Origin of the sequence: Algibacter pacificus, assembly GCF_008033385.1 — a bacterium.
Taxonomy (GTDB): domain Bacteria; phylum Bacteroidota; class Bacteroidia; order Flavobacteriales; family Flavobacteriaceae; genus Algibacter; species Algibacter pacificus.
On the sequence record NZ_VOGY01000018.1, the window covers coordinates 1 to 23,461 of the forward strand.

Sequence of the window (23,461 nt, forward strand, 5' to 3'; positions counted from 1 at the left end):
AGTAAAAAATAAGTTCTTTTTTGTCATGTCGACCAAAGGAGACATCACAAATGAGTAAGTTATTTCAACCTGTAAACCATGATGCGATTTCTCCTGCGTCGAAATGACAATCGTCGATTATTTATGAAAATCAATAAATTTGAAGGTGTTGGTTTTCAATCCAAATTCCAGCAAAAAAAAGTTTTTTTGTCATGTCGACCAAAGGAGACATCACATACGCGTAAGTTATTTCAACCTGTAAACCATGATGCGATTTCTCCTCACGTCGAAATAACAATTGCTGATTGTTTTTTATTATAAATCCATTTAAAGAAGTTGCTTTTCAATCTAAATTCCAGTAAAAAATAAGTTCTTTTTTGTCATGTCGACCAAAGGAGACATCACAAATGAGTAAGTTATTTCAACCTGTAAACCATGATGCGATTTCTCCTCACGTCGAAATGACAATCTGCGTTTTGTTTAGGAATACTAGCAAGTATTGAAAAACTCAATTTTCAACCTATAATCAAACTAAAAACCATTATAAATCATCAGTAAAATGACGACGTTCTTTGTTTTTACTAAATTTAGCGTCGTTATACTTTTTAGAATCACCCTTCGCAATGGACAAGGTTTTCCAATCTTTTCCTTTAAAAACTTTTCCTAAAAATACAATTTGTCCAATATGGTAAGCATAATGAGCAAGTTGTCGGTTTATGGCTTCAGTAACGGTATGACCTTCATTTCTAATATAAATAATACGTTCCAAATCCACTTCATTTAAAGGTGTAATGGCACTAAATAAACAATCCCAACCGGCATTCCAACGTTCTGTTAATTGCTCCTTGTTTTCAAAGGTATCATCAAATTCTCGGTTACGGTGTCTCCAAGGTTTTTCGCCATCTTCAGTTAAAAAATGAGTCCAACGACTCAACATATTCCCCGAAATGTGCTTCACAATAATAGCAATAGAATTAGAATCTTGGGCAATTTCATTTTGTATCTCTTCAAATGATAATTGATCGAATGTTTTATCGCCTAAACTTTTATAATATTCAAACTGTTTTAAAATACTTTCTAAATAACTTTCCATGGTTTAAATGTAATTCAGTTTGTAAATTAAAACAAATGACACTATTAATTTTATTATTTAGCAGGAATAAATTTTAAAGACACACCGTTAACACAATGGCGTAAACCTGTTGTGTTTTTAGGGCCATCGTTAAAAACATGTCCTAAGTGTCCACCACAAGTGGCACAATGCTCTTCGGTTCTGGCATATCCTAAATCGTAATCGGTGGAAAAAGCAATATTACCTTTAATTTCTCGATCGAAACTAGGCCATCCACTTCCCGAATCATATTTGTCTTTGCTTTTAAATAGAGGTGTTTCGCAAGCTTTGCAAACGTAAACCCCGTCTTTTTTATTCGAGTTTAAAGGACTTGAAAAAGCACGTTCTGTTCCCGCTTCTCTTAATACATAAAATTCGGTTGCCGATAATTGGGATTTCCATTCTGCTTTTGTTTTGGTGATTTCGAAAGTTTCTTTAGCTTTTTTCTTCTGTGCAGTAGAGTTGCAACTAAAGGCTATAAATATACTGAGTGTAGCTAATATTTTGTTCATTTTTTAAGTCTGTTTTCGTATTTTGTCGTACTAAACTTGTAAAAATAACAGGCTTATAAAATTTAATAGGGTTAATTTTTTTATCAAAAAGCTATTTTAATCTGTTTAAAGTTTGCTAATTTTGGGTGTGACAAATTAATAAAAATAGGGTCTAATATTTATAGATACAGTTTCTGTACTTAATATGACTCATTAAAACCAAAGAAAATGAAACTAAAAATCACTTTTATATCTCTAGGCATTTGTGCAATGATTTTTTCATGCGCTACCAACCCTTTTACAGGAAAAAAAACGATGGCCTTTGTATCTAATGCGCAATTGTTTCCTACAGCTTTCGCACAATACGATCAGTTTTTAACAGAAAACAATGTTGTAACAGGTACAAAAGATGCCGAAATGATAACTAGAGTAGGGCAGCGCATAGCTGTGGCTGCAGAACGTTGGTTAACTGCAAATGGGCATGCGGGATACTTGAATGATTATAAGTGGGAATATAATTTAGTAAATGATGAAACTGTAAATGCATGGTGTATGCCAGGTGGTAAAATTGTGTTTTATACCGGTATTTTGCCAATTGCCGCAAACGAAACTGGAGTGGCAGCCATTATGGGCCACGAAGTAGCACATGCTTTAGCAAACCACGGACAACAACGTATGAGTGCTGGATATTTACAACAAGGTTTAGCGGTGGCAGGGAATGTGGCTATAAAAGATGAAAATTCTAGAAATGCTTTTAATCAATATTATGGTGTGGGATCTCAGGTTTTAGGGATGTTACCTTTTAGTAGAAGTCACGAAACCGAAGCCGATAAAATTGGTTTATATTTAATGGCCGTTGCTGGTTATAATCCAGATGAAGCTGCAGAATTATGGAAACGCATGAAAGCCAACAGTGGGGGTAACGCACCAGCAGAATTTATGAGTACGCATCCATCTAATGACACACGAATTAGTAACTTAACAGCTTGGGCGCCAGATGCCAAAAAAGAAGCTAAGAAATTTGGTGTTACATCGTTTAGAGCTTTATAACATTAGAATAAAAATATTTGTTTACTTTAGAAGCTGCTAATTAATAGCAGCTTTTTTTTGTTGAGGCATTTAAGAGAATAATGTTTTAATAAACCAATAATTTTAAATAGGAAAGTATCTAAAGCGAAACAGGTATATGATTGAACTTAAAAAAGGAAGTAAAAAACTCTTAAATGCTTGGGCGTTTTACGATTGGGCCAACTCGGTTTATACCCTAACCATTGCCTCTTCGATTTTTCCAATATTTTATTCGGCATTATTTCTTTCAGAAATAAAAACGGTTGAAGCTTTTGGTACTACATTTAAAAGTACAGCTTTAATCACTTTTGTAACGGCTTTTACCTTTTTAGTGGTTGCGGTTACCTCTCCAATTTTATCGGGAATTGCCGATTATGTTGGTAATAAAAAGAATTTTCTTAAATTTTTCTGCTATGTGGGTAGTGCAGGTTGTGTGGGTTTATATTGGTTTAGCTTAGAACAAATTCATCTTAGTTTAGTGTTCTACTTTATGGGATTAATTGGCTATTGGGGGAGTTTGGTGTTTTATAATTCCTATTTGCCAGATATTGCTTTTCCCGAACAGCAAGACAGTATAAGCGCCAAAGGGTTTTCAATGGGATATTTGGGGAGTGTATTGTTGTTGATATTCAATTTAATGATGGTGATGTTTCCACAGTTTTTTGGATTCGATTTAAGTATAGCTGAATCTATTAGAGAGACCGGAACCGAGGCCGAAATTCAATTAGCTTTAGGAGCGGCGAAAGATGCAGCATCTTTTGAAGCCATGAAAATATCATTTATTACCGTCGGTGTGTGGTGGGCATTATTTAGTCAATATACGTTTTACTTTTTACCAAAAGGAACAAAATCTGGACATAAAGTTACCCGAGCTGTTGTATTTAATGGTTTAAAAGAATTAAGAGAAGTTTGGAAACAGCTCAAACAAGATTTAAGGTTAAAGCGCTATTTATATGCCTTTTTTGTTTTTAGTATGGCGGTGCAAACTATTATGTTGGTTGCGGTTTATTTTGGTGAAGAAGAAATTGCTTGGGGAGACGATAGTGAAAAAACAATGGGATTAATTGTGAGTATTTTGGTGATACAAATAGTGGCTATTTTGGGTGCGGTTTTAACCTCGAAAGCCTCGGCTAAATTTGGAAATATTAAAACATTAATAGCTGTTAATGTGGTTTGGATGTTATTATGCTTTTATGCGTATTTAATGCACACGCCTTTGGAGTTTTATATCGCTGCGGGTTGTGTAGGCTTGGTTATGGGCGGGGTACAATCGCTTGGACGATCGACCTATTCTAAATTTTTACCAGAAACGGAAGACACCACATCGTATTTTAGTTTTTATGATGTTGCCGAGAAAATAGGAATTGTAATAGGTATGGTGATTTTTGCAACCGTAGATCAGATTACCGGAACCATGAGAAATGCTATTTTAGTGCTTGTTATCTTTTTTGTTGGCGGTATTATTTTACTTTTCAGGGTACCAAAGGAAACAAAAAAGACTGCTTTAGAAGATTAAATATACATCTTAAAAGCAGTCTCATGTCACAATATATAAAAACAATTAAACCAACTCCAGTTCTTTTGCTCTTAAATTTTTAGCCGCTTTAACTAAGTTTTTTAAAGCCGCTTTTGTTTCTGGCCAATTTCTTGTTTTTAGGCCGCAATCTGGATTGACCCAAATATGTTCTTTAGGTAAAACATGTTTAGCTTTTAGTAGTAAATTTTCAATTTCATCTAAAGAAGGTACACGAGGTGAATGAATATCATAAACGCCAGGGCCAATTTCATTTGGGTATTTAAAATTCACAAAAGCATCGAGTAATTCCATCTCCGAACGTGAGGTTTCTATAGTAATTACATCGGCATCCATATCTGCTATACTTGAAATAATATCGTTAAATTCGGAGTAGCACATGTGTGTGTGGATTTGCGTTTCGTTTTGCACACCACTTGCCGAAATTCTAAAGGCTTTTACCGCCCAATTTAAGTAGTTTTTCCATTCTTCTTCTCTTAAAGGTAAACCTTCACGAATGGCTGGTTCATCAATTTGAATGATTTTTAAACCACTTTTTTCAAGATCGACCACTTCATCTCTAATGGCTAGTGCTATTTGATTACAAGTCACTTCTCTTGGTTGATCGTTTCTTACAAAAGACCATTGTAAAATAGTAACCGGACCAGTAAGCATCCCTTTTACAGGAATATCGGTTAGGGATTGCGCGTATTCCGACCATTTTACCGTCATTGGATGTTCTCGAGATACATCACCAAATAAAATAGGAGGTTTTACACAACGACTTCCGTAACTTTGTACCCAGCCGTAACTGCTAAAAGCAAACCCGTTTAGTTTTTCGCCAAAATACTCTACCATATCATTACGTTCAAATTCACCGTGTACTAAAACATCAAGTCCAATGTCTTCTTGAAAACGAATAGAATCCTCGATTTCTTTTGCAATTAAAACATCGTAATCATTCTGCGATAATAGTCCTTTTTTAAATTTTAAACGCCAGCTACGCACTTCCTTTGTTTGAGGAAAAGACCCAATAGTGGTGGTTGGAAATAAAGGGAGGTGCAGCGCTTGTTTTTGTGTAGCTTGTCGCGTAGAAAAAGGACTTACTCTCTGGCTATCCGATGGTTTTAAATTTGAAATTCTGTTTTTTACAGTGGCATTATGGATACGTTTAGAAGTTCTTCGCTTTAAATTAGCTAGTTTATTTTCTTCAAACAAATGTAAATACCCATCGTTTTCATCTTTTAAAAGGTTGCTAATGGCAACTATTTCTTCCGTTTTTTGTTTAGCAAAAGCGAGCCATTGTTTTATTTCGGGTTCCAACGTAGTTTCTAAATCTAAATCGTATGGTGTGTGCAATAGAGAACAAGATGAAGCGATCCATAAATTATCGGAATTTAGTTTTCGGGTCGCTTTCTCAATGGTTTTTAAAGAGGCTTCAAAATCATTTTTCCAAATATTTCTACCATCCACAATACCTAAAGATAGTTTTGTTTTTGGGTTATAATCTTCAGAATTTAAAATATCATCTAATTGAGATGGGCACCTTACTAAATCTAAGTGTAAAGTATCTACAGGTAAAGCCAGTGCTGTGTTTAGGTTGTTTCCGTAGCAGTCAAAATAATTAGCTAAAAACACTTTTAATTTTGGGAATTTTGCAGCAATACCTTCATACGTTTTTGTAATAGCGTTTTGTTCTTTTTCCGAAAGGTTAAGGGCTAAACAAGGCTCGTCAAACTGAATATATTCTACACCTAAAGTTGTTAATGCCTCAATAACTTCAAAATAGACAGGTAATAATTTATCTAATAAATCTAATCGATGAAATCCAGCTTCCTTTTCTTTTCCTTGAAGTAAAAAGGTCACCGGGCCAATTAAAACGGGTTTTGTTTTAATCCCTAAATCCAGGGCTTCTTTATACTCATTTATTATTTTTTTTGAGAAAAAAGAGAAGCTTTGTTCTTTTTCAAATTCAGGAACTATATAATGATAATTGGTGTCGAACCATTTGGTCATTTCCATGGCAGTAACATCAATGGCATCTTTTTGAAGTCCGCGTGCCATAGCGAAATATAATTCTAAATAGTTGCTTTTGTCAATGTTATTATAGCGTTTTGGAACACAGCCAAAGGTTAAACAGGCATCTAAAACTTGATCGTAGAATGAAAAATCATTGGAAGGAATTAAGTCAATTCCTAAGTTTTGTTGTTGTAACCAGTTGTCTTTTTTTATTTCTGTAGCGGTTTGTTGTAAAGTTGTTTCGTCTATTTTACCCGACCAAAAGGCTTCACAAGCTTTTTTTAATTCTCGGTAGCGTCCAATTCTTGGGTATCCTAAAAGGGTTGTTTTCATGATTTAATTATTAGTTTTTATTGCTGTACAAAACTATTATTAAAGAATTTAATAAGTAAATTTTGCTTAATATTCAGAATTAATTACTAGTTTTGAAATATATAAAAGAATATTAATTTATAATAATTAAAAGACATGCGTTTCATAGAAAATAATTCTGCTTTAGCTCTAGATGATATTGATTTAAGATTATTACGAATGTTGCAAGTCAATTCCAATTTAACAACCAAAGAGCTGGCGGCTAAAGTAAATTTATCGACAACACCTGTTTTTGAACGCGTTAAAAAATTAGAAAAAGCGGGATATATTAAAAACTATATAGCGGTTTTAGATGCAGAAAAACTAAATAAAGGCTTAATGGTGTTTTGCAATGTGACGTTGAAAGCGCATACACGTGCCATTGGCAATCAGTTTGTAAAAGATATTGTGTCGTTGGAAGAAGTTGTAGAGTGCTATAATATCTCTGGAGATTATGATTTTTTACTCAAAATTATGGTTAAAGATATGAAGGCTTACCAAAATTTTGTTTTGAATCATTTAGGTGGGGTCAAAAATATAGGAAGTGCGCAAAGCACATTTGTAATGGGAGAGATAAAGAATTCTTATGCTATTCCTATTTAGTGAACACCTATCTATAATATAGATGCTAAACAAAAAAAAGAGGTTAACTTTTCAGCTAACCTCTTTTTTTATACCTATTTGGTATAGGGTTTATTATTTTTTATTGCGCTTATTATAATTTTTATCACCACGTGTTTTTGGCTTTTTATATTTTGCGGCAATTTTAAATTTATAAGATCCACCTAAATTTTCTTTCGAATTCTTTTCAGATTTAGCATGAAAAGCAGGTCCCGGAGCATCTTCATCCTTGCGTTTTACAGGATTGTTACGTTCTTTTATTTGCGGACGTTCTTCTTCGATAAGTTCGGTAGAAATTTCTACATCCTCGGGAATTTCCATAACAGGAATTTCCATTTTCATTAAAAGTTCTATGTTTTCAACAGATTCTAGTTCTGTTTTAGTCGAAAACAATAAGGCCTCTCCTTCGCGTTCTGCACGACCAGTTCTACCGATACGGTGCATATAGTTTTCAGGGAAATCTGGGGTATCAAAATTAATAACATGCGACACATTATCAATATCCAAACCACGAGCCATTACATCGGTTGCAATTAAAATTCGGTTTTGTCCTTCACGAAATTGCTCAATACTTCTCAGTCTATAATTTTGTGTTTTATTAGAATGAATAACGCATAATTCATCATGAAAAATTTCATCCAATTGATCAAATAATCGATCGGCCATACGTTTATAAGCCACAAATATTAAAACTCTGCTGTATTTTTCAGTATCTCTTAGTAAATGTGCTAGCAGGTTTACTTTCGTATAAAAGTTAGGAACATTATAGCGTTGTTGAGAAATATTTTCAAGTGGTGTACCCGAAACTGCGATAGAAACACGTTCTGGGTTTTTAAAGAAATCGTTTATTAAAACATCAACATCTTGCGTCATGGTTGCCGAAAACATGATGTTTTGTTTTTTAGGAGGTAAAATATCAAAAATGTTAATTAATTGATGTCTAAATCCTAAATCGAGCATCACATCAACTTCATCAATAACTAATTTCTGAATAGATTTCAATTGCAAAACACGACTTAAAGCCAAATCGTACATGCGGCCAGGCGTGGCTACTAAAATATCGATCCCTTCTGCAATCGCTCGTTTTTGCGTATTAATATTTGTTCCGCCGTAAACCCCTAAAACCCGTGTATTAATATATTTTGATAATTTTTCAATCTCATCAACCACCTGCACAACAAGTTCGCGAGTAGGTACTAAAACCAAAACACGTGGATTTTCTTGCATCGAAAATTTGAGGTTTTTCAAAATTGGTAACATGTAAGCAAAGGTTTTACCGGTACCTGTTTGTGCAATACCAACCACGTCTCTGCCTGAGCAAACAACGTTAAAAGCTTCCGCCTGAATTGGCGTTGGCGTTGTAAAGCCTAAATCGTCTAAGGCGTTATGTAATGGGGTGTTTAAATTTAAATCTTGAAAAGTCACAATGGTAAGTTTAAGCCGCAAAGTTACGCTATTTTTTATAACCTTTACGAATTGAAAATTTGTTGTTTTAATTACGGATTTTTACAAGGTTTTTTAAAATCTTGCAGGTTTTATTAATTACCTAAATTAAATGTGATTTTCCAATGGCTACACTATAAGTAGCCACAAAATCTTTATCAGCGTCCAGTTTTAAAATGCCTTCTTTACTAATAAAATCTTGGTTGGTATTTTCATGATCTGCAATACCCAACCACGGCTCAATACAAACATAATCGCCCGTTGGTTTGGCCCAAATGCCTAAATAGGGGAAGTTGGGGTAATTTACCGTGAGTACTTCGCCTTTCATTTTGCTTTTTAAACTCACACTTCGGGATTTTAAATCTTTAAAAACAAGGGCGTCTTCATTAAACAAATCGTGTTTTAAAGGTAATAAATTGGTGTTGTTAAAAACAGGTTTGGTATGTGCTGAAATTAAACCATTATCCATATTAATGGCATGCGTTTCAGAATTTTCAATGTCTTCAAACTCTAAAAAATAATCTTCATACGTTTCATTTTCAAAAACCGGGCATTTAAAAGCAGGGTGTCCGCCCAAAGAAAAATATAGCGGTTTATCATCCATGTTTTTTATGGTATGCTTAATTTCAAGCGTGTTTTCTGTTAAGGTATACCTGATATAAAATTCGAATTTAAACGGATAAACTTTTAATAGCGCATCGCTGTAAGTAAGCTTAAAAGTTAGGCTGTTTTTAGTTTGTTCAACAACCTCTAAGTTTTCGTTATTACGAATAAAACCGTGCTTTGGTAAAGTATATGTTTTATCTTCAAAAGTGTAAGTGTTATTTTTTAAAGCGCCAATTATTGGGAATAAATTGGGTGCAATACCACTCCAAACCTCTGGATTTCCATCCCACATAAAATCCGTTTCATGTTTAGTAGATGTTATTTTGCAAAGTTCTGCGCCTGTTTTTTTAACGGCTATTTTTAATAATTCGTTCTGTAAAGTATACATAGTTCCTTTTAAAATTGGTATTATGCACAAAATTTACATTTTTTTACCGAAACTCATTAACTTTACCGAATAATATTTTTTGATAAAATAGCATAGCACCGTCCCTCTTGAGAACAAAACAAATATATAGCCCAAAAAGCAGCGTCGATTTTAAAGATAAAATCTTGATTTGGAGTCAGCAATTCGACGAAGTTATTTGGTTAGATTCTAATAACTACGAGCAAAAATACGGCAGTTACGATGCGGTTTTAGCCGTGGAAGCTTTTACTAGTATTCAAACCGATTATTACGATGGGTTCGAAAAACTAAAAGAATACCAAACCCTAGCAAACGATTGGGTTTTTGGCTATTTAACCTACGATTTAAAAAACGACGTAGAGGAATTAAGTTCGAAAAATCCCGACGGATTAGCCTTTGCTGATTTATCATTTTTTCAACCTAAAAAACTCTTTTTGTTTAAAGATAATCAAGTTGAAATTCAGTATTTAAAATGTGTTGATGATGAGCTTGAAGATGATTTAAAAGCTATTGAAAATGTTCAAAATGAAGAAAAAACACCTTCGGAAAATAACATTAAAATAAAGCTTAAAATTCATAAAGATGAGTATTTTAATAAGGTAAATACAGTGCTTAATCATATCCATAATGGGGATATTTACGAAGCTAATTTTTGCCAAGAATTCTATGCTGAAAACACGCAAATTGCGCCATTAGAAACCTATAAGAAACTCAATAAAATTTCCAAACCACCATTCGCGGCATTCGTGAAACTGTATGATAAATACGCTTTAAGCGCTTCGCCAGAGCGCTATATTAAAAAGGAGGGCGAGCGTATTATTTCGCAACCTATAAAAGGGACGGCAAAACGATCTGGAAATAAAGTAAAAGATGAGCAGCTAAAAAACAACTTGATTGCCGATGAAAAGGAGCGTGCCGAGAATATTATGATTGTCGATTTGGTGCGTAACGATCTCTCTAAAACGGCCACAAAAGGCAGTGTAAATGTTGAGGAATTATGTGAAATTTACACCTTCGATCAGGTGCATCAAATGATTTCTACGGTAACTTCGGAGGTGACTGCCAAAACGCATCCAGTAGATATTATTAAAAGTACATTTCCTATGGGAAGCATGACGGGAGCTCCTAAAATTTCGGCCATGAAAATCATGGAAAAACTTGAAGCTTCGAAGCGGGGGTTATACTCTGGAGCTATCGGTTATTTCACGCCCGAAAACGACTTCGATTTCAATGTGGTTATCCGAACTATTCTGTATAATGCGACACAAAAATACGTGTCGTATTCCGTTGGTGGAGCTATCACCGCAAAAAGTGATCCGCTTAAAGAATATGAAGAATGTTTGGTGAAAGCCAAAGCCATGCGTACTGTTTTAGAGTCTTAAAAAGTTTATATGTATTTATAACTTTAAAGGTTTAATTTTTATTTGTTCCAACAACCAACAACCAACAACCAACAACCAACAACCAACAACCAACAACCAACAACCAACAATAATAAAATAAACACTAAATTTGAAGCATGTTAAAAAAACTTCAAAATCATATCAATAAAAATCTAGCGTTTTTAAAAGTAAGCAAAGTGCTTATTGCTATTTCGGGAGGAATAGATAGTGTGGTTTTAACGCATTTATGTCATCAATTGGAGCTGAATATTTCATTAGCGCACTGCAATTTTCATTTGAGAGGCGAGGAAAGTAATGGTGATGAAGAATCTGTAAAACAGTTAGCCGAAAGTTTGGGTTTGGAAGTTTTTGTTCAGAATTTTGATACTGAAAATTACGCTAAAATAAATAAAAAATCCATTCAAATAGCCGCTAGAGAACTACGTTACGAGTGGTTTAAGGATTTGGCAAATCAATTAGAATTCGATTATATTTTAACGGCACATCATGCCGATGACAACTTGGAAACCTTTTTAATAAATTTTACGCGTGGCACAGGGTTGGAAGGATTAACGGGGATTCCCGAAGTTAATTCTATTTTTGTGCGTCCCTTATTGCCGTTTTCAAGTGAGGAGATTGAAGATTATGCGAAAGCGAATCATATGTCTTGGCGCGATGATAGTAGCAATGCGTCTAAAAAATATGTTCGGAATAAATTGAGACATGATTTAATTCCTATTTTAAAAGAAATAAACCCGAGTTTGTTACAAAGTTTTCAAACCACTCTAAGTAATTTGAAGGATACGACGGATATTGTTCAAGATAGCGTAAATCAAGTTTTAGAACAGGCTGTTGAATCTAAAGATGATTTTAAAACAGTATTTAAAATTTCAGAATTTAAAAAATTGAATAACCCGAAAGCTTATTTATTTGAGATTTTTAAAGGCTATGGATTTACTGAATGGAATGATGTTTTAAATTTGTTGGATGCCGAATCTGGGAAGCAATTATTTTCTGCAACACACCGATTAATAAAAAATCGCGAACATTTATTATTAACTGAAATAGCTATTGAAAACGAAGCACCGATTTCAATTTTAAAAGAAGATAAAGAGGTGAAAACACCTTTTGGGATATTATTTTTAGATGAAACTGATACTATTTCAGAAAAGGAAAAGCATATTATTTATCTGGATAAAAACATGTTGAAATTTCCGTTAACATTACGTAAATGGGCCGATGGCGATTTTTTTCATCCATTGGGTATGTCGGGTAAAAAGAAAATAAGTAAGTATTTAAAAGATGAAAAACTGTCTATTTTAGATAAAGAACAGGTTTGGGTATTATGCTCAGAAAACGATGTGGTTTGGGTGGTTAATAAGCGGGCGGATAACCGTTTTAAAGTTACCGAAAACACAAAACATATTTTAAAAATTACATTACAATAGTTTGTGAATGTATTCTGAATTAGGTTTCAGAAATAGCACAAACTATTAAAAAAGATAAGTCATGATTTTACAAGGCCAAATAGTCGATATACAAAACAAACGGATTTATAAAGGAGAAATCACCATTGAAAACGGAAAGATTTCAGCCATAAAAGAAGCCAATCATAAGGTCGATCATTATATACTTCCGGGTTTTGTGGATGCCCATATTCATATAGAGAGTTCTATGTTGGTGCCGAGTGAATTCGCCCGTTTAGCAGTAACTCACGGTACGGTGGCTACGGTTTCCGATCCGCATGAAATCGCCAATGTTTTAGGTGTAAAAGGTGTTGAGTTTATGATTGAAAACGGGAAAAAAGTACCGTTTAAATTTAATTTTGGAGCACCATCTTGTGTGCCTGCAACCACTTTCGAGTCGGCCGGAGCCGTTATAGATTCCGATGATATTAAAACACTTTTGGAAAATCCGGACATTAAATATTTAGCCGAAATGATGAATTATCCAGGCGTTTTATTTGATGACGATGAAGTCATGAAAAAAATAGCTTGGGCTAAATATTTTAATAAACCTGTTGATGGTCATGCGCCAGGATTACGCGGCAAGGATGTTTCTAATTATATAAGGGCAGGAATTTCTACAGACCACGAATGTTTTACTTTTGATGAAGCTTTAGAGAAACTTCAAAAAGGTATGAAAATATTAATCCGAGAGGGAAGTGCAGCCAAAAATTTTGAAGCTTTAATCGATTTACTACCGGAACATTTTGAAAATATGATGTTTTGTAGTGATGATAAACATCCCGACGATTTAATTTTAAATCACATTAATAAGTTATGTGCACGAGCGGTTGCTAAAGGTGTTGATGTTTTTAAAGTATTGCAGGCTGCTTGTATAAATCCTGTAAAACATTATAATTTAGAGGTGGGTTTATTGCAAGTAAATGATGCTGCTGATTGTATTGTCGTGGAAGATTTAAAGGATTTTAAAACCCTTCAAACTTATATAAATGGGGAATTGGTTTCAGATAAAGGACAGTCTTTAATTAAACCGGTTTCATTTAAAAATTTGAATAATTTCAATTGTCATAAAAAAGAAGTTTTAGATTTTAAAGTGGCTTCTAATTCTGAAAAAATTAGAGTTATCGAAGCTTTAGAGGGACAACTTGTAACGAATGAATTAATTGAAGACGCTCTAATTGAAAATGGCAATTTAATTTCAAATATCGATAAGGATATTCTGAAAATGACGGTGGTCAATCGCTATAACGACCAAAAACCAGCGATGGCATTTATTAAGAATTTCGGATTAAAAGAAGGTGCCATTGCATCATCGGTGGGTCACGATTCTCATAATATTATTGCGGTCGGTGCTTCAGACGATATGATTTGTAAAGCAGTTAATTTATTGATTGAAAATAAAGGTGGTATTTGTGCCGTTACAGCTTCCGAAGAAAACATAGTGTCATTACCCGTTGCTGGAATTATGAGTGATAAAGATGGTGAAACTATCGGAAAACAATACGCCGAATTGGATGTTATGGCAAAAAAACTCGGCTCAAATTTAAATGCTCCATATATGACGCTTTCGTTTATGGCATTACTTGTTATTCCAGCGTTAAAGTTGAGTGATAAAGGCTTGTTTAATGGCAAGGATTTTAAGTTTGTTTCGGTGGTGGTTTAGAGGTGGAATTGAGAACAAAGAACAAAGAATTAAGAATTAAGAATAAAGAATCAAGAAAAAAGAGAATAGAGAATAGAAAAAAGAAAATAGAGGAAAGGATATTGAGCTTTTATTGTCATTTCGACGAGAGGAGAAATCACATAGAGAGAATCACGTGTAGTTGTTTGAGTTAAGAAAAAAGAAAAAAGAGAATAGAACAAAGAAAATAGAGGAAAGGATATTGAGCTTTTATTGTCATTTCGACGGAAGGAGAAATCACATAAAGAGAATCACGTGTAGTTGTTTGAGTTAAGAAAAAAGAGAATAGAAAAAAGAAAATAGAGAAAAATATATTGAGCTTTTATTGTCATTTCGACGAGAGGAGAAATCACATGGAGAGAATCACGTGTAGTTGTTTTGAGTTAAGAAAAAAGAGAATAGAACAAAGAAAATAGAGGAAAGTATATTGAGTTTTTATTGTCATTTCGACGGAAGGAGAAATCACATAAAGAGAATCACGTGTAGTTGTTTGAGTTAAGAACAAAGAGAATAGAACAAAGAGAATAGAACAAAGAAAATAGAGGAAAGGATATTGAGCTTTTATTGTCATTTCGACGGAAGGAAAAATCACATAAAGAGAATCACGTGTAGTTGTTTGAGTTAAGAACAAAGAGAATAGAAAAAAGAAAATAGAGGAAAGTATATTAAGCTTTTATTGTCATTTCGACGAGAGGAGAAATCACATAGAGAGAATCACGTGTAGTTGTTTGAGTTAAGAAAAAAGAAAAAAGAGAATAGAGGGAAATATATTGAGTTTTTATTGTCATTTCGACGGAAGGAGAAATCACATAAAGAGAATCACGTGTAGTTGTTTGAGTTAAGAACAAAGAGAATAGAAAAAAGAAAATAGAGGAAAGGATATTGAGCTTTTATTGTCATTTCGACGAGAGGAGAAATCACATAAAGAGAATCACACAAAGCGAATAAAAAGCAACCAACTGCTCTAAAATAAAATATTAAACGAGCTTTTCAAGCTAACCACTAAGAACAGAAAATAATAAAATGCCCATAATAACATCTACTTACAAACCAAGATTCTATTTTAAAAGTGGTTTTATTTCCACTGTTTATTCCGGTATGTTTCGCCGAGTTGCTCTAAATCAAGACCGCGAGCGTTTAACAGTGAGTGATGGCGATTTTATAGATTTGGATTGGAGTTTTTCTAATAAAAAAAGTGATGCCTGTATTGTGTTGTTACACGGTTTGGAAGGGCATGCGCAACGTCCTTATTTAACGGGAGCGGCACGACTTTTTAATTCGAATAATATCGATGCGGTATCGGTGAATTTTCGGGGGTGTTCGGGTGAGAGTAATTTAAAATATAGTAGCTATCATTCCGGAGCTACAGAAGATTTAGTGGATATTATTCAGCATTTAATTTCAGTTAAAAACTATTCGAAAATTTATTTGAAAGGGATTAGTTTGGGAGCCAATATCATTCTGAAATATTTAGGGGAACGCGACTGTATTCCTGCTGAAGTTAAAGCGGGTATTGCGATATCGGCACCCTGTGATTTAAATGGTGCTTGTGTGGAACTTCATAAATTAAAAAACAAACCGTACGCCAATCGGTTTTTAAAACATTTAAAAGCATCGCTTAAAGTTAAAATAGAGAAATTTCCAAATGAAATGTCTTTAGAAACTTTTAATTCAATTAAAACTTTAAGAGATTTTGATAACGTTTATACGTCAAAAGCACACGGATTTAATGATGCGGCCGACTATTATAAAAAGAGTAGTAGTTTACAATTTATTCCCAATATAAAAACACCAACTTTAATTATAAATGCACTAAATGATTCTTTTTTATCACCAGAATGTTACCCTGTAAAAGAGGCCAAGTATAATCCGAATGTCTATTTAGAAATGCCCGAACACGGAGGGCATGTTGGTTTTATAGATCGTAAAAATGTGTATTATAATGAAAAACGGGCTTTAGAATTTGTCAATAGTATCGACTAATTATTTTAATTAGCAATCGGAGATATGTACACCAACCGCTAAACCGCCTTCACTGGTTTCTTTGTATTTGGAATTCATATCTTTTGCGGTTTCCCACATAGTATTAACCACTTTGTCCAATGGTACTTTAACGTTTTCAGGGTCGGTATCTAAAGCTAATTCTGCAGCATTTATCGCTTTTATGGCTCCCATAGCATTGCGTTCAATACATGGTATTTGCACCAAACCGGCAATAGGATCGCAGGTTAAACCTAAATGGTGCTCCATAGCGATTTCGGCAGCAACCAAAACTTGTTCGGGGGTCCCACCAAGTAATTCGGTTAAAGCCCCTGCTGCCATGGCCGATGATACGCCAATTTCAGCTTGACAACCACCCATGGCGGCAGATATCGTGGCTCCTTTTTTAAAGATACTACCTATTTCTCCTGCAACTAATAAGAACTTTTTAATATCCTCAAAGTTTCCGTCGTGGTTTTCAATCACTAAATAATACATAAGCACAGCAGGTATAACACCTGCACTGCCGTTAGTTGGGGCTGTAACTACACGGCCTAAAGCAGCGTTAACTTCGTTTACGGCTAAAGCAAAACAGCTCACCCATTTTAGTATTTGTCGAAATTTTACCTCTGTATTTCTAATAGCATAAATCCATTCTACTGGGGTTGAATACGGTGTTTCACCTTGCAATCGTCTGTAAGTATCAAAAGCACGGCGGCGCACATTTAATCCTCCCGGTAAATGCCCTTCGGTATGGCAGCCTGTATACATGCATTCCAACATGGTATCCCAAATCCGTTTTAGCTCATAGTCTATTTCCGTTTCTGTGCGGATCGATTTTTCGTTTTCTAAAACAACTTCAGAAATTGGTTTATCAAGGTTTTTACAGAATTTAAGTAAATCTATGCCTTTATCAATAGGATAAGGAAAGGAGCATTTGATTTCAAAATTCTTTTTAGCATTTTTTCGTTCTTCTTTTATTACAAATCCACCTCCAATAGAATAGAAGGTCGATTTTGCTTTTTTACCGTTAATTAAGGCGGTAAATGTCATACCATTAGAATGAAATGGTAAAAACTTTTTATTGAAGTTTATATGAATTTCAGGTTTAAAATTTATTGTTTTTTCGTTGTTAAATTGTATTGTGTTTGTTGCTTTAATTGAAGCTATAGTGGTTTCAATGTCTTTAGTAGGGAGGGTTTCAGGATTAGCGCCTGTTAAGCCTAGCATAACCGCATAATCTGTAGCATGTCCTTTTCCTGTTAATGATAAGGAACCATATAAGTCCACTTGTATCGTTTCGACTTTATCGAAGGTATTGTTGGTTTTTAGTTCTTTTATCCAGCATTCGGCGGCGCGCCAAGGTCCTAATGTGTGTGAGCTTGAGGGGCCAATGCCAATTTTTAGCATGTCGAAAACAGAGATACATTCCATAGTTGCGAAAACGTTACGTTTAGCGACAAATATATATAATGTTTTAAGAGGAATTTGAACTTTTATGTCAAATTTTTATTATGAAAACTAAACGGATTAAAAATTGATACTTAGAAGTATTGGAGGCTTAAAAAAGGGGTAGCATACACTGTGGCTGTGATCTTGTAAAACCATGAATGTTAATGGTGCGATATAAATTATTAAGCTATACCTGTTTTAGAATTAGTGAATTTTCTATGTAATAAATACCATATTTTGCGTAATAGATAATTAAACGATTCTCAATTTAAGAAATATGCAATTATTTTAATTCTACGTAAAAAACTATATGTTTAAGTATTTTTATTAAGTATAATTACTTAGTTTTGTATAAAATACGTAGTTTATGAAAAATATCATAGTTGTTGGAAATGGAATGGTTGGTTATAAATTTTGTGAAAAATTTGTAGCACAATCTGGAAATGAGTCATTTAAAGTAACGGTTTTTGGTGAAGAACCTCGCCCAGCGTACGATCGTGTGCATTTAAGTGAATTTTTCGAAAATCAAGATGCCAAAGCACTAGAAATGGCACCCGCCGAATGGTATGCTGAAAATGGCATTGAATTGATAACAGGAGAACGTGTTAGCGATATTCATAGAGAAACAAAAACTATTACAACAATTAAGAATCGGGAGTTTTCATATGACTATTTAGTTTTAGCTACAGGTTCATCGGCTTTTGTGCCACCTATTAAAGGCGTGGAAAAGGACGGTGTTTTTGTATACAGAACCATCGAAGATTTAGAAGGTATGTTGGCTTATGCTGATAAGGTTAAAAAAACAAACCCTAATGCCAAAGCGGCTGTACTTGGTGGTGGGCTATTAGGTTTAGAAGCTGGTAAGGCTGCCATGGATATGGGCTTAGAACCACATATTGTGGAGTTTGCTTCCAAATTAATGCCAAGACAATTGGATTCTCGTAGTAGCCAAGTGCTTCAGTTAAAGTTGGAATCTATTGGGTTAAATATTCATTTAAGTAAAGCAACAAATCAAATTTTAGGTGATGATGCTATTACAGGAATGGAGTTTGGAGAAGACGATGTTTTAGATTGCGATATGCTAATTATTTCTGCAGGAATTAGACCAAGAGATGAATTGGGGAAAACCTGTGGTTTAGAAATGGGTGTTCGTGGTGGTATTGTGGTGGATAATAGAATGAAAACATCGGACGATAGTATTTATGCTATTGGTGAAATTGCCCTTTACAATCAAATGATTTATGGTTTAGTGGCTCCTGGTTACGATATGGCTGGTGTTGCAGTAGATCAAATTTTAGGTAAAGCTGAAAGCTTAATGCCAGATGCTATTGATATGTCTACCAAATTAAAATTAATTGGTGTCGATGTGGCGAGTTTTGGAGAACCATTTATGCCAGCATCAAAAGGGCATTCTATTATTTTTGAAAATAAAACCCAACATTTATATAAAAGAATTAATGTAAGCCTAGATGGTAAGTCTTTATTAGGAGGTATTCTAGTAGGAGATGCTACGGATTATAGTATGTTACATCAAATTTATTTAAATGGAATGAAAATTCCAGAAGATCCAGCACAATTAATTTTACCTGCTGGTGATGGTGGCGGGGCTTTTGGTGATGTTATGGATTTACCAGATGAAGCACAAATATGTTCTTGTGAAAGTGTTAGTAAAGGACAAATTTGTGGCGCTATTGAAAGCGGAGCGGCTACAGATGTTGCTGGTGTGGTTAGTTGCACAAAGGCTGGTACGGGTTGTGGTGGTTGTAAACCTATGGTTGCCGATTTAACGAATGCTACACTTAAATCTTTAGGTATAGAAGTTAAGGCTGGAGTTTGCGAGCATTTTGAGTTAGATAGGCAAGATTTATATAAAATTATTCAGGTAAAAGGGTATTCAACTTTTAATGAGGTGTTAGATAATCACGGTACTGGCGGTCATGGTTGCGAATTGTGTAAGCCTTTAGTGGCTTCATTATTAGGAAGTATTAATGCAGATACGGCAAATAAAGAATATGCTATTCAAGATTCTAATGATCGTTTTTTAGCAAACATCCAAAGAAATGGTACCTATTCTGTGGTGCCTCGTGTTCCTGGTGGAGAAATTACTCCCGATAAATTAATTGCACTTGGTCAAATTGCTAAGAAATACGATTTATATACAAAAGTAACCGGGGGTGTTCGTATCGATTTATTTGGTGCAACATTAAATCAATTACCATTAATTTGGAAAGAATTAATAAGTCATGGTTTCGAGAGTGGACATGCTTACGGTAAATCTTTAAGAACTGTAAAAACCTGTGTAGGTTCTACATGGTGCCGCTACGGTATGGACGAGAGTGTAAGTTTTGGTATTGAACTTGAAAATAGATATAGAGGAATTCGTGCTCCTCATAAAATTAAAGGTGGCGTATCGGGTTGTATTCGTGAATGTGCCGAAGCCCGAGGAAAAGACTTTGGTTTAATAGCCGTAGAAGGTGGTTGGAACTTGTATTTTGGAGGAAATGGAGGTGCCACACCTCGACATGCCGAGCTATTTGCAGAACAAATTGATAACGAAACGGTAATTAAATATATTGATAGATACTTGATGTTCTATATGCGTACAGCAAAACCTTTACAACGTACTGCTGCATGGCAAGATCGATTAGAAGGCGGAATAGATTATTTAAGAGAAGTTATTATTGATGATAAATTAGGCATTGCTGCCGATTTAGATGAAGAAATGCAAACCTTAGTAAATAAGTTTGAATGTGAGTGGACACAAGCTGTTAATAATCCTGAAATGATGAAACGTTTTAATCACTTTGTAAATAGTGAAGAGGATGATGATAACTTAGTTTTTGTTCCGCTTAGAGAGCAAAAAATGCCAGAACAATGGAACTAATTAAAAAGATTAATATTTTAAAGCAAAACAAAAGATGGAAGAAATTCTAGGAAAATATAAGTCCACAGCGTTAAAAGATGTAACGGTTTGGTTTAAAGCTGCAACAATAAAAGATTTTCCAAAAGATGGAGGAGCTTGTGTAAAATATAAGGATAAGCAAATAGCTGTTTTTAATTATGCAAGAACAAAAACTTGGTACGCTTGTCAAAATTTATGCCCTCATAAAATTGAAATGGTACTAAGCAGAGGTATGATAGGTGATGATAAAGGCGTGCCAAAAGTAGCTTGTCCTCTTCATAAAAAAACATTTTCCTTAGAAAGTGGAGAGAACTTAAACGGAGATTTGGAGGCTATTGCTACGTATCCTGTTAAAATTGAAGCAGAAAATGTGTATATTGGCTTTTCCGAATAAAACACGAAACCATGAAACCTACACGATTTGAAGCGGCTATTGCCTTAATAGATAAAAAAAATGCTGAAGATATTAACACGTATGCCGTTGCAGGTATGGAATACCCAAAGGAATTATTGTACTCGCAACGTATGAGTAGAACCTTGTTGCAGTTTGACCCGAATGCGTCTAAAGCCTTGCAAATAGCAGCGAGAGCACAGCATATTTGTCGTTGGAAAATAGCTAGGAATGAATACCCTATGGATCGGGTTGGGTATTTAAAATGGCGTGAAGATTTAAAGCAAATGCACGCCAAGTTAACCGGAGAAATTCTAAATCAGGTTGGTTTTGACGACGAATTTATAGATCGGGTAAAAGCTATTGTGCTTAAAAAATTCATTAAGAAAAATAAAGAATCGCAGATTATTGAGGATGTTATTTGTTTGGTTTTTCTTGATTTTTACTTCGATGAATTTGCTGCTAAACACAGCGACGAAAAAATAATTGATATTCTTCAAAAAACTTGGAAAAAAATGTCGGACGAAGGTCATACGGCGGCATTAAAAATTAAATTTTCTGATAAAAGCTTGGCTTTAGTGAAACAGGCTATTTCTTAAAACCGATATGTAATATGACAAAAAACGGCAATTCTTTAGATCAGCGTACGTTTGGTAAATTGAGTCGTTTATATATTATGGCGTTAAGTATGATTGCCCTATCGGTAGTTGTGAGTCAAATTTTTGTTCGCCATCATATTAAGGCGCAACAAAGTGATTCTACCGTGATTAATGTTGCTGGACGTCAGCGAATGTTGAGTCAGAAATTAACCAAGGAAATTTTATTGCTTGCTACTACAGAAACTTCCAAAGCGCAAGTACTTTTAAAAGATAAACTAAAAGAGACCTTGTCGTTGTGGCAATCGTCTCATTATGCGTTACAACATGGTGATCCAGAGTTAGGATTACCTACTGAAAATAGTATTGAAATTTCGAATAAATTTAAAGATTTAAATGTTGTTTTTAATATTATAAAAAAAGCTACAGAGCGTATTATAGCAGAGGTTGAAAGCGATAAAATAACGACTGTTTCGGAATTTGTAGATGATGTAAATTTGGTTCGAGATTATGAGGGCGATTTCTTGTTAATCATGGATCAAATTGTTAATCAGTACAATGTAGAGGCTGATGATAAGGTAAGTTGGCTGGGGAATTTGGAAGCCATTTTGGCGGTTTTAACCTTATGTGTTTTACTTGCAGAATTATTATTTATTTTTTTGCCAACAGCAAAATCAGTTAGAGCAACATTGGCTGAATTGTTGAAAGCAGAAAAACATGCTAAAAAGATGGCTTTTGAAGCCGATAAGTTAAGCTTAGCAAAAGAAAAATCCATTAAAGAGCTTCGTGCACTAACCCAAGCTATGGACGAAACTTTGTTGTTTGCTCGTATTTTATCTAGCGGACAAATTATTCATATTGGTAATAAATTCTCTAGGCGATTTAAGTTTTCTCGGTTTAATGAGACTGCGATGTTTTGGAATGTCATGTCTACAATTGATAGTGAGAAAATGGCTCTTGAAAATTTGGTAACTAAATATAAAAAAACAGGTTGGCAAGGTGAGGTAAAAGCAACTACTAAAGAAGGTGAAAGTGTTTGGCTAGAGATGGCAATTATTCCGTTTAGTTCTAACGATGATAAAACGGAGTTATTAATTATAGCTTCTGAAATTACAGAACGTAAAGCAGGACAATTGGAGATTCAACGGCTTACTAGAAAGAATTTTTTAGAAGAAATTAGTCAGCAAAAAATTATTTCCAGTAAAATTATTGAAAATCAAGAAAAGGAGCAAAATCGTATTGCCAAAGATGTTCACGATGGCATTGGACAAATGCTGACGGGCTTAAAATATAATTTAGAAAGTATAAATATTAACGATATTGAAAAAACGGCTTCTAAAATTGAACACCTTAAAGAGCTTACCTCTAATATTATAAAAGGGGTGCGTACGGCCACGTTTAACTTAACACCACCAGAATTGTCCGATCACGGTATTGTACCTGCAATTACCAAACTCACAAAAGAATTAGCCAGACTTACCGGAAAAGATATTGTGTTTCTTAATAAAACCGATTTTTCCAATCGATTAGATTCTTTAGTTGAAATAAATATTTATAGAATTACCCAAGAAGCAATAAATAATGCCATAAAATATGCCGATTCTACTCATATTTTAGTGTCGCTTTCTCATAGTAAAAATATACTAAGTATTGTTATTGATGATAACGGAAAAGGCTTTGATCCTCAAAATGTGAAAAACTTTAAAAATGCCGATGGTGGCATGGGCATGACTTTTATGAAAGAACGTATAAAGTATATCGATGGCCGATTGTTTTTAAGTTCGGAAGAAGGAAAGGGAACTCGTGTTACTTTGAATATTCCTTTGAAAGGAGGTTAGTAATTTATGTGGGGTTGTCATGTCGAGGAATCGAGACATCACATTAGAGTGCGTTTTTTTGCATAGTATTATGTGATTTCTCCTATTATCGAAATGACAAAGTCGGTTTGTTTGAGGTTTAGTGATTGTCATGTCGAGGAATCGAGAGATCACACATGAGTGCGT

At 34.3% G+C, this 23,461-nt stretch carries 17 protein-coding genes; 11 read left to right on the plus strand and 6 right to left on the minus strand.

All coding sequences use genetic code 11. The annotated features are described in order from the left end of the window. Window positions 1-520 precede the first annotated feature (520 nt). Both FQU21_RS16700 and msrB read right to left on the minus strand, forming a co-directional pair. A complete protein-coding gene (locus FQU21_RS16700; RefSeq protein WP_147679151.1) occupies window positions 521-1,072 on the minus strand; it encodes a DUF1572 family protein in 552 nt (183 codons plus the stop codon). Window positions 1,073-1,125: 53 nt separating this feature from the next. After that, entirely contained in the window at window positions 1,126-1,602 is a 477-nt protein-coding gene (gene msrB, locus FQU21_RS16705; protein ID WP_147679152.1) for a peptide-methionine (R)-S-oxide reductase MsrB, read from the minus strand. A 207-nt stretch (window positions 1,603-1,809) separates the two neighbouring features. On the opposite strand from msrB, the gene FQU21_RS16710 reads away from it, so the two are divergent. Together FQU21_RS16710 and FQU21_RS16715 are read left to right on the plus strand one after the other, a co-directional pair. After that, complete coding sequence (locus tag FQU21_RS16710; RefSeq protein WP_147679153.1) at window positions 1,810-2,631, plus strand: M48 family metallopeptidase; 822 nt, start codon at window positions 1,810-1,812, stop codon at window positions 2,629-2,631. 136 nt (window positions 2,632-2,767) lie between these two features. Further along, complete coding sequence (locus tag FQU21_RS16715) at window positions 2,768-4,165, plus strand: MFS transporter (RefSeq protein WP_147679154.1); 1,398 nt, start codon at window positions 2,768-2,770, stop codon at window positions 4,163-4,165. Window positions 4,166-4,210: 45 nt separating this feature from the next. On the opposite strand, the gene metE is transcribed toward FQU21_RS16715, so the two are convergent. Next, window positions 4,211-6,514 carry a 5-methyltetrahydropteroyltriglutamate--homocysteine S-methyltransferase gene (gene metE / locus FQU21_RS16720; RefSeq protein ID WP_187269410.1) on the minus strand — a complete coding sequence of 768 codons (2,304 nt, stop codon included), beginning with the start codon at window positions 6,512-6,514 and terminating at the stop codon, window positions 4,211-4,213. Between the two features lie 135 nt (window positions 6,515-6,649). Here metE and FQU21_RS16725 point away from each other — a divergent pair, with 135 nt between their 5' ends. Then, window positions 6,650-7,135: an Lrp/AsnC family transcriptional regulator gene (locus FQU21_RS16725; protein WP_147679156.1), complete on the plus strand. Its 486-nt coding sequence runs from the start codon at window positions 6,650-6,652 to the stop codon at window positions 7,133-7,135. Window positions 7,136-7,228: 93 nt separating this feature from the next. On the opposite strand, the gene FQU21_RS16730 is transcribed toward FQU21_RS16725, so the two are convergent. Both FQU21_RS16730 and FQU21_RS16735 read right to left on the minus strand, forming a co-directional pair. Continuing rightward, window positions 7,229-8,578, minus strand: a complete 1,350-nt coding sequence (locus FQU21_RS16730; protein WP_147679167.1) for a DEAD/DEAH box helicase — start codon at window positions 8,576-8,578, stop codon at window positions 7,229-7,231. A gap of 121 nt (window positions 8,579-8,699) precedes the next feature. Continuing rightward, a complete protein-coding gene (locus FQU21_RS16735; RefSeq protein WP_147679157.1) occupies window positions 8,700-9,590 on the minus strand; it encodes an aldose 1-epimerase family protein in 891 nt (296 codons plus the stop codon). A 107-nt stretch (window positions 9,591-9,697) separates the two neighbouring features. Between FQU21_RS16735 and pabB the strand changes: the two genes are divergently transcribed. The 4 genes from pabB to FQU21_RS16755 all read left to right on the plus strand — a co-directional run bounded on the left by pabB (window position 9,698) and on the right by FQU21_RS16755 (window position 16,120). Then, window positions 9,698-10,990: an aminodeoxychorismate synthase component I gene (pabB, locus tag FQU21_RS16740; protein WP_147679158.1), complete on the plus strand. Its 1,293-nt coding sequence runs from the start codon at window positions 9,698-9,700 to the stop codon at window positions 10,988-10,990. Between the two features lie 137 nt (window positions 10,991-11,127). After that, window positions 11,128-12,438, plus strand: coding sequence for a tRNA lysidine(34) synthetase TilS (gene tilS / locus FQU21_RS16745; protein ID WP_147679159.1), 1,311 nt, complete (start codon window positions 11,128-11,130; stop codon window positions 12,436-12,438). Between the two features lie 61 nt (window positions 12,439-12,499). Next, entirely contained in the window at window positions 12,500-14,119 is a 1,620-nt protein-coding gene (gene ade / locus FQU21_RS16750) for an adenine deaminase (RefSeq protein ID WP_147679160.1), read from the plus strand. 1,041 nt (window positions 14,120-15,160) lie between these two features. Next, window positions 15,161-16,120, plus strand: coding sequence for a YheT family hydrolase (locus FQU21_RS16755; RefSeq protein ID WP_147679161.1), 960 nt, complete (start codon window positions 15,161-15,163; stop codon window positions 16,118-16,120). A gap of 9 nt (window positions 16,121-16,129) precedes the next feature. Here the strand turns inward: FQU21_RS16755 and FQU21_RS16760 are convergent, their stop codons facing one another. Next, entirely contained in the window at window positions 16,130-17,551 is a 1,422-nt protein-coding gene (locus FQU21_RS16760) for an L-serine ammonia-lyase (protein ID WP_147679162.1), read from the minus strand. Between the two features lie 385 nt (window positions 17,552-17,936). On the opposite strand from FQU21_RS16760, the gene nirB reads away from it, so the two are divergent. The 4 genes from nirB to FQU21_RS16780 are packed head-to-tail and all read left to right on the plus strand — an operon-like array spanning window position 17,937 to window position 23,296. After that, window positions 17,937-20,453 carry a nitrite reductase large subunit NirB gene (nirB, locus tag FQU21_RS16765; RefSeq protein ID WP_147679163.1) on the plus strand — a complete coding sequence of 839 codons (2,517 nt, stop codon included), beginning with the start codon at window positions 17,937-17,939 and terminating at the stop codon, window positions 20,451-20,453. A gap of 34 nt (window positions 20,454-20,487) precedes the next feature. Then, complete coding sequence (gene nirD / locus FQU21_RS16770) at window positions 20,488-20,865, plus strand: nitrite reductase small subunit NirD (RefSeq protein ID WP_147679164.1); 378 nt, start codon at window positions 20,488-20,490, stop codon at window positions 20,863-20,865. Between the two features lie 11 nt (window positions 20,866-20,876). Beyond that, complete coding sequence (locus FQU21_RS16775) at window positions 20,877-21,461, plus strand: DUF4202 domain-containing protein (protein WP_147679165.1); 585 nt, start codon at window positions 20,877-20,879, stop codon at window positions 21,459-21,461. Between the two features lie 14 nt (window positions 21,462-21,475). Further along, window positions 21,476-23,296, plus strand: a complete 1,821-nt coding sequence (locus FQU21_RS16780) for a sensor histidine kinase (protein WP_147679166.1) — start codon at window positions 21,476-21,478, stop codon at window positions 23,294-23,296. The last annotated feature ends 165 nt before the right edge of the window (window positions 23,297-23,461 follow it).

Coding starts and splice junctions, on each gene's coding strand:
- FQU21_RS16700 (WP_147679151.1), bottom strand. CDS start 1,072: ATGGAAAGTTATTTAGAAAGTATTTTAAAACAGTTTGAATATTATAAA.
- msrB (WP_147679152.1), bottom strand. CDS start 1,602: ATGAACAAAATATTAGCTACACTCAGTATATTTATAGCCTTTAGTTGC.
- FQU21_RS16710 (WP_147679153.1), top strand. CDS start 1,810: ATGAAACTAAAAATCACTTTTATATCTCTAGGCATTTGTGCAATGATT.
- FQU21_RS16715 (WP_147679154.1), top strand. CDS start 2,768: ATGATTGAACTTAAAAAAGGAAGTAAAAAACTCTTAAATGCTTGGGCG.
- metE (WP_187269410.1), bottom strand. CDS start 6,514: ATGAAAACAACCCTTTTAGGATACCCAAGAATTGGACGCTACCGAGAA.
- FQU21_RS16725 (WP_147679156.1), top strand. CDS start 6,650: ATGCGTTTCATAGAAAATAATTCTGCTTTAGCTCTAGATGATATTGAT.
- FQU21_RS16735 (WP_147679157.1), bottom strand. CDS start 9,590: ATGTATACTTTACAGAACGAATTATTAAAAATAGCCGTTAAAAAAACA.
- tilS (WP_147679159.1), top strand. CDS start 11,128: ATGTTAAAAAAACTTCAAAATCATATCAATAAAAATCTAGCGTTTTTA.
- ade (WP_147679160.1), top strand. CDS start 12,500: ATGATTTTACAAGGCCAAATAGTCGATATACAAAACAAACGGATTTAT.
- FQU21_RS16755 (WP_147679161.1), top strand. CDS start 15,161: ATGCCCATAATAACATCTACTTACAAACCAAGATTCTATTTTAAAAGT.
- FQU21_RS16760 (WP_147679162.1), bottom strand. CDS start 17,551: ATGGAATGTATCTCTGTTTTCGACATGCTAAAAATTGGCATTGGCCCC.
- nirB (WP_147679163.1), top strand. CDS start 17,937: ATGAAAAATATCATAGTTGTTGGAAATGGAATGGTTGGTTATAAATTT.
- nirD (WP_147679164.1), top strand. CDS start 20,488: ATGGAAGAAATTCTAGGAAAATATAAGTCCACAGCGTTAAAAGATGTA.
- FQU21_RS16775 (WP_147679165.1), top strand. CDS start 20,877: ATGAAACCTACACGATTTGAAGCGGCTATTGCCTTAATAGATAAAAAA.
- FQU21_RS16780 (WP_147679166.1), top strand. CDS start 21,476: ATGACAAAAAACGGCAATTCTTTAGATCAGCGTACGTTTGGTAAATTG.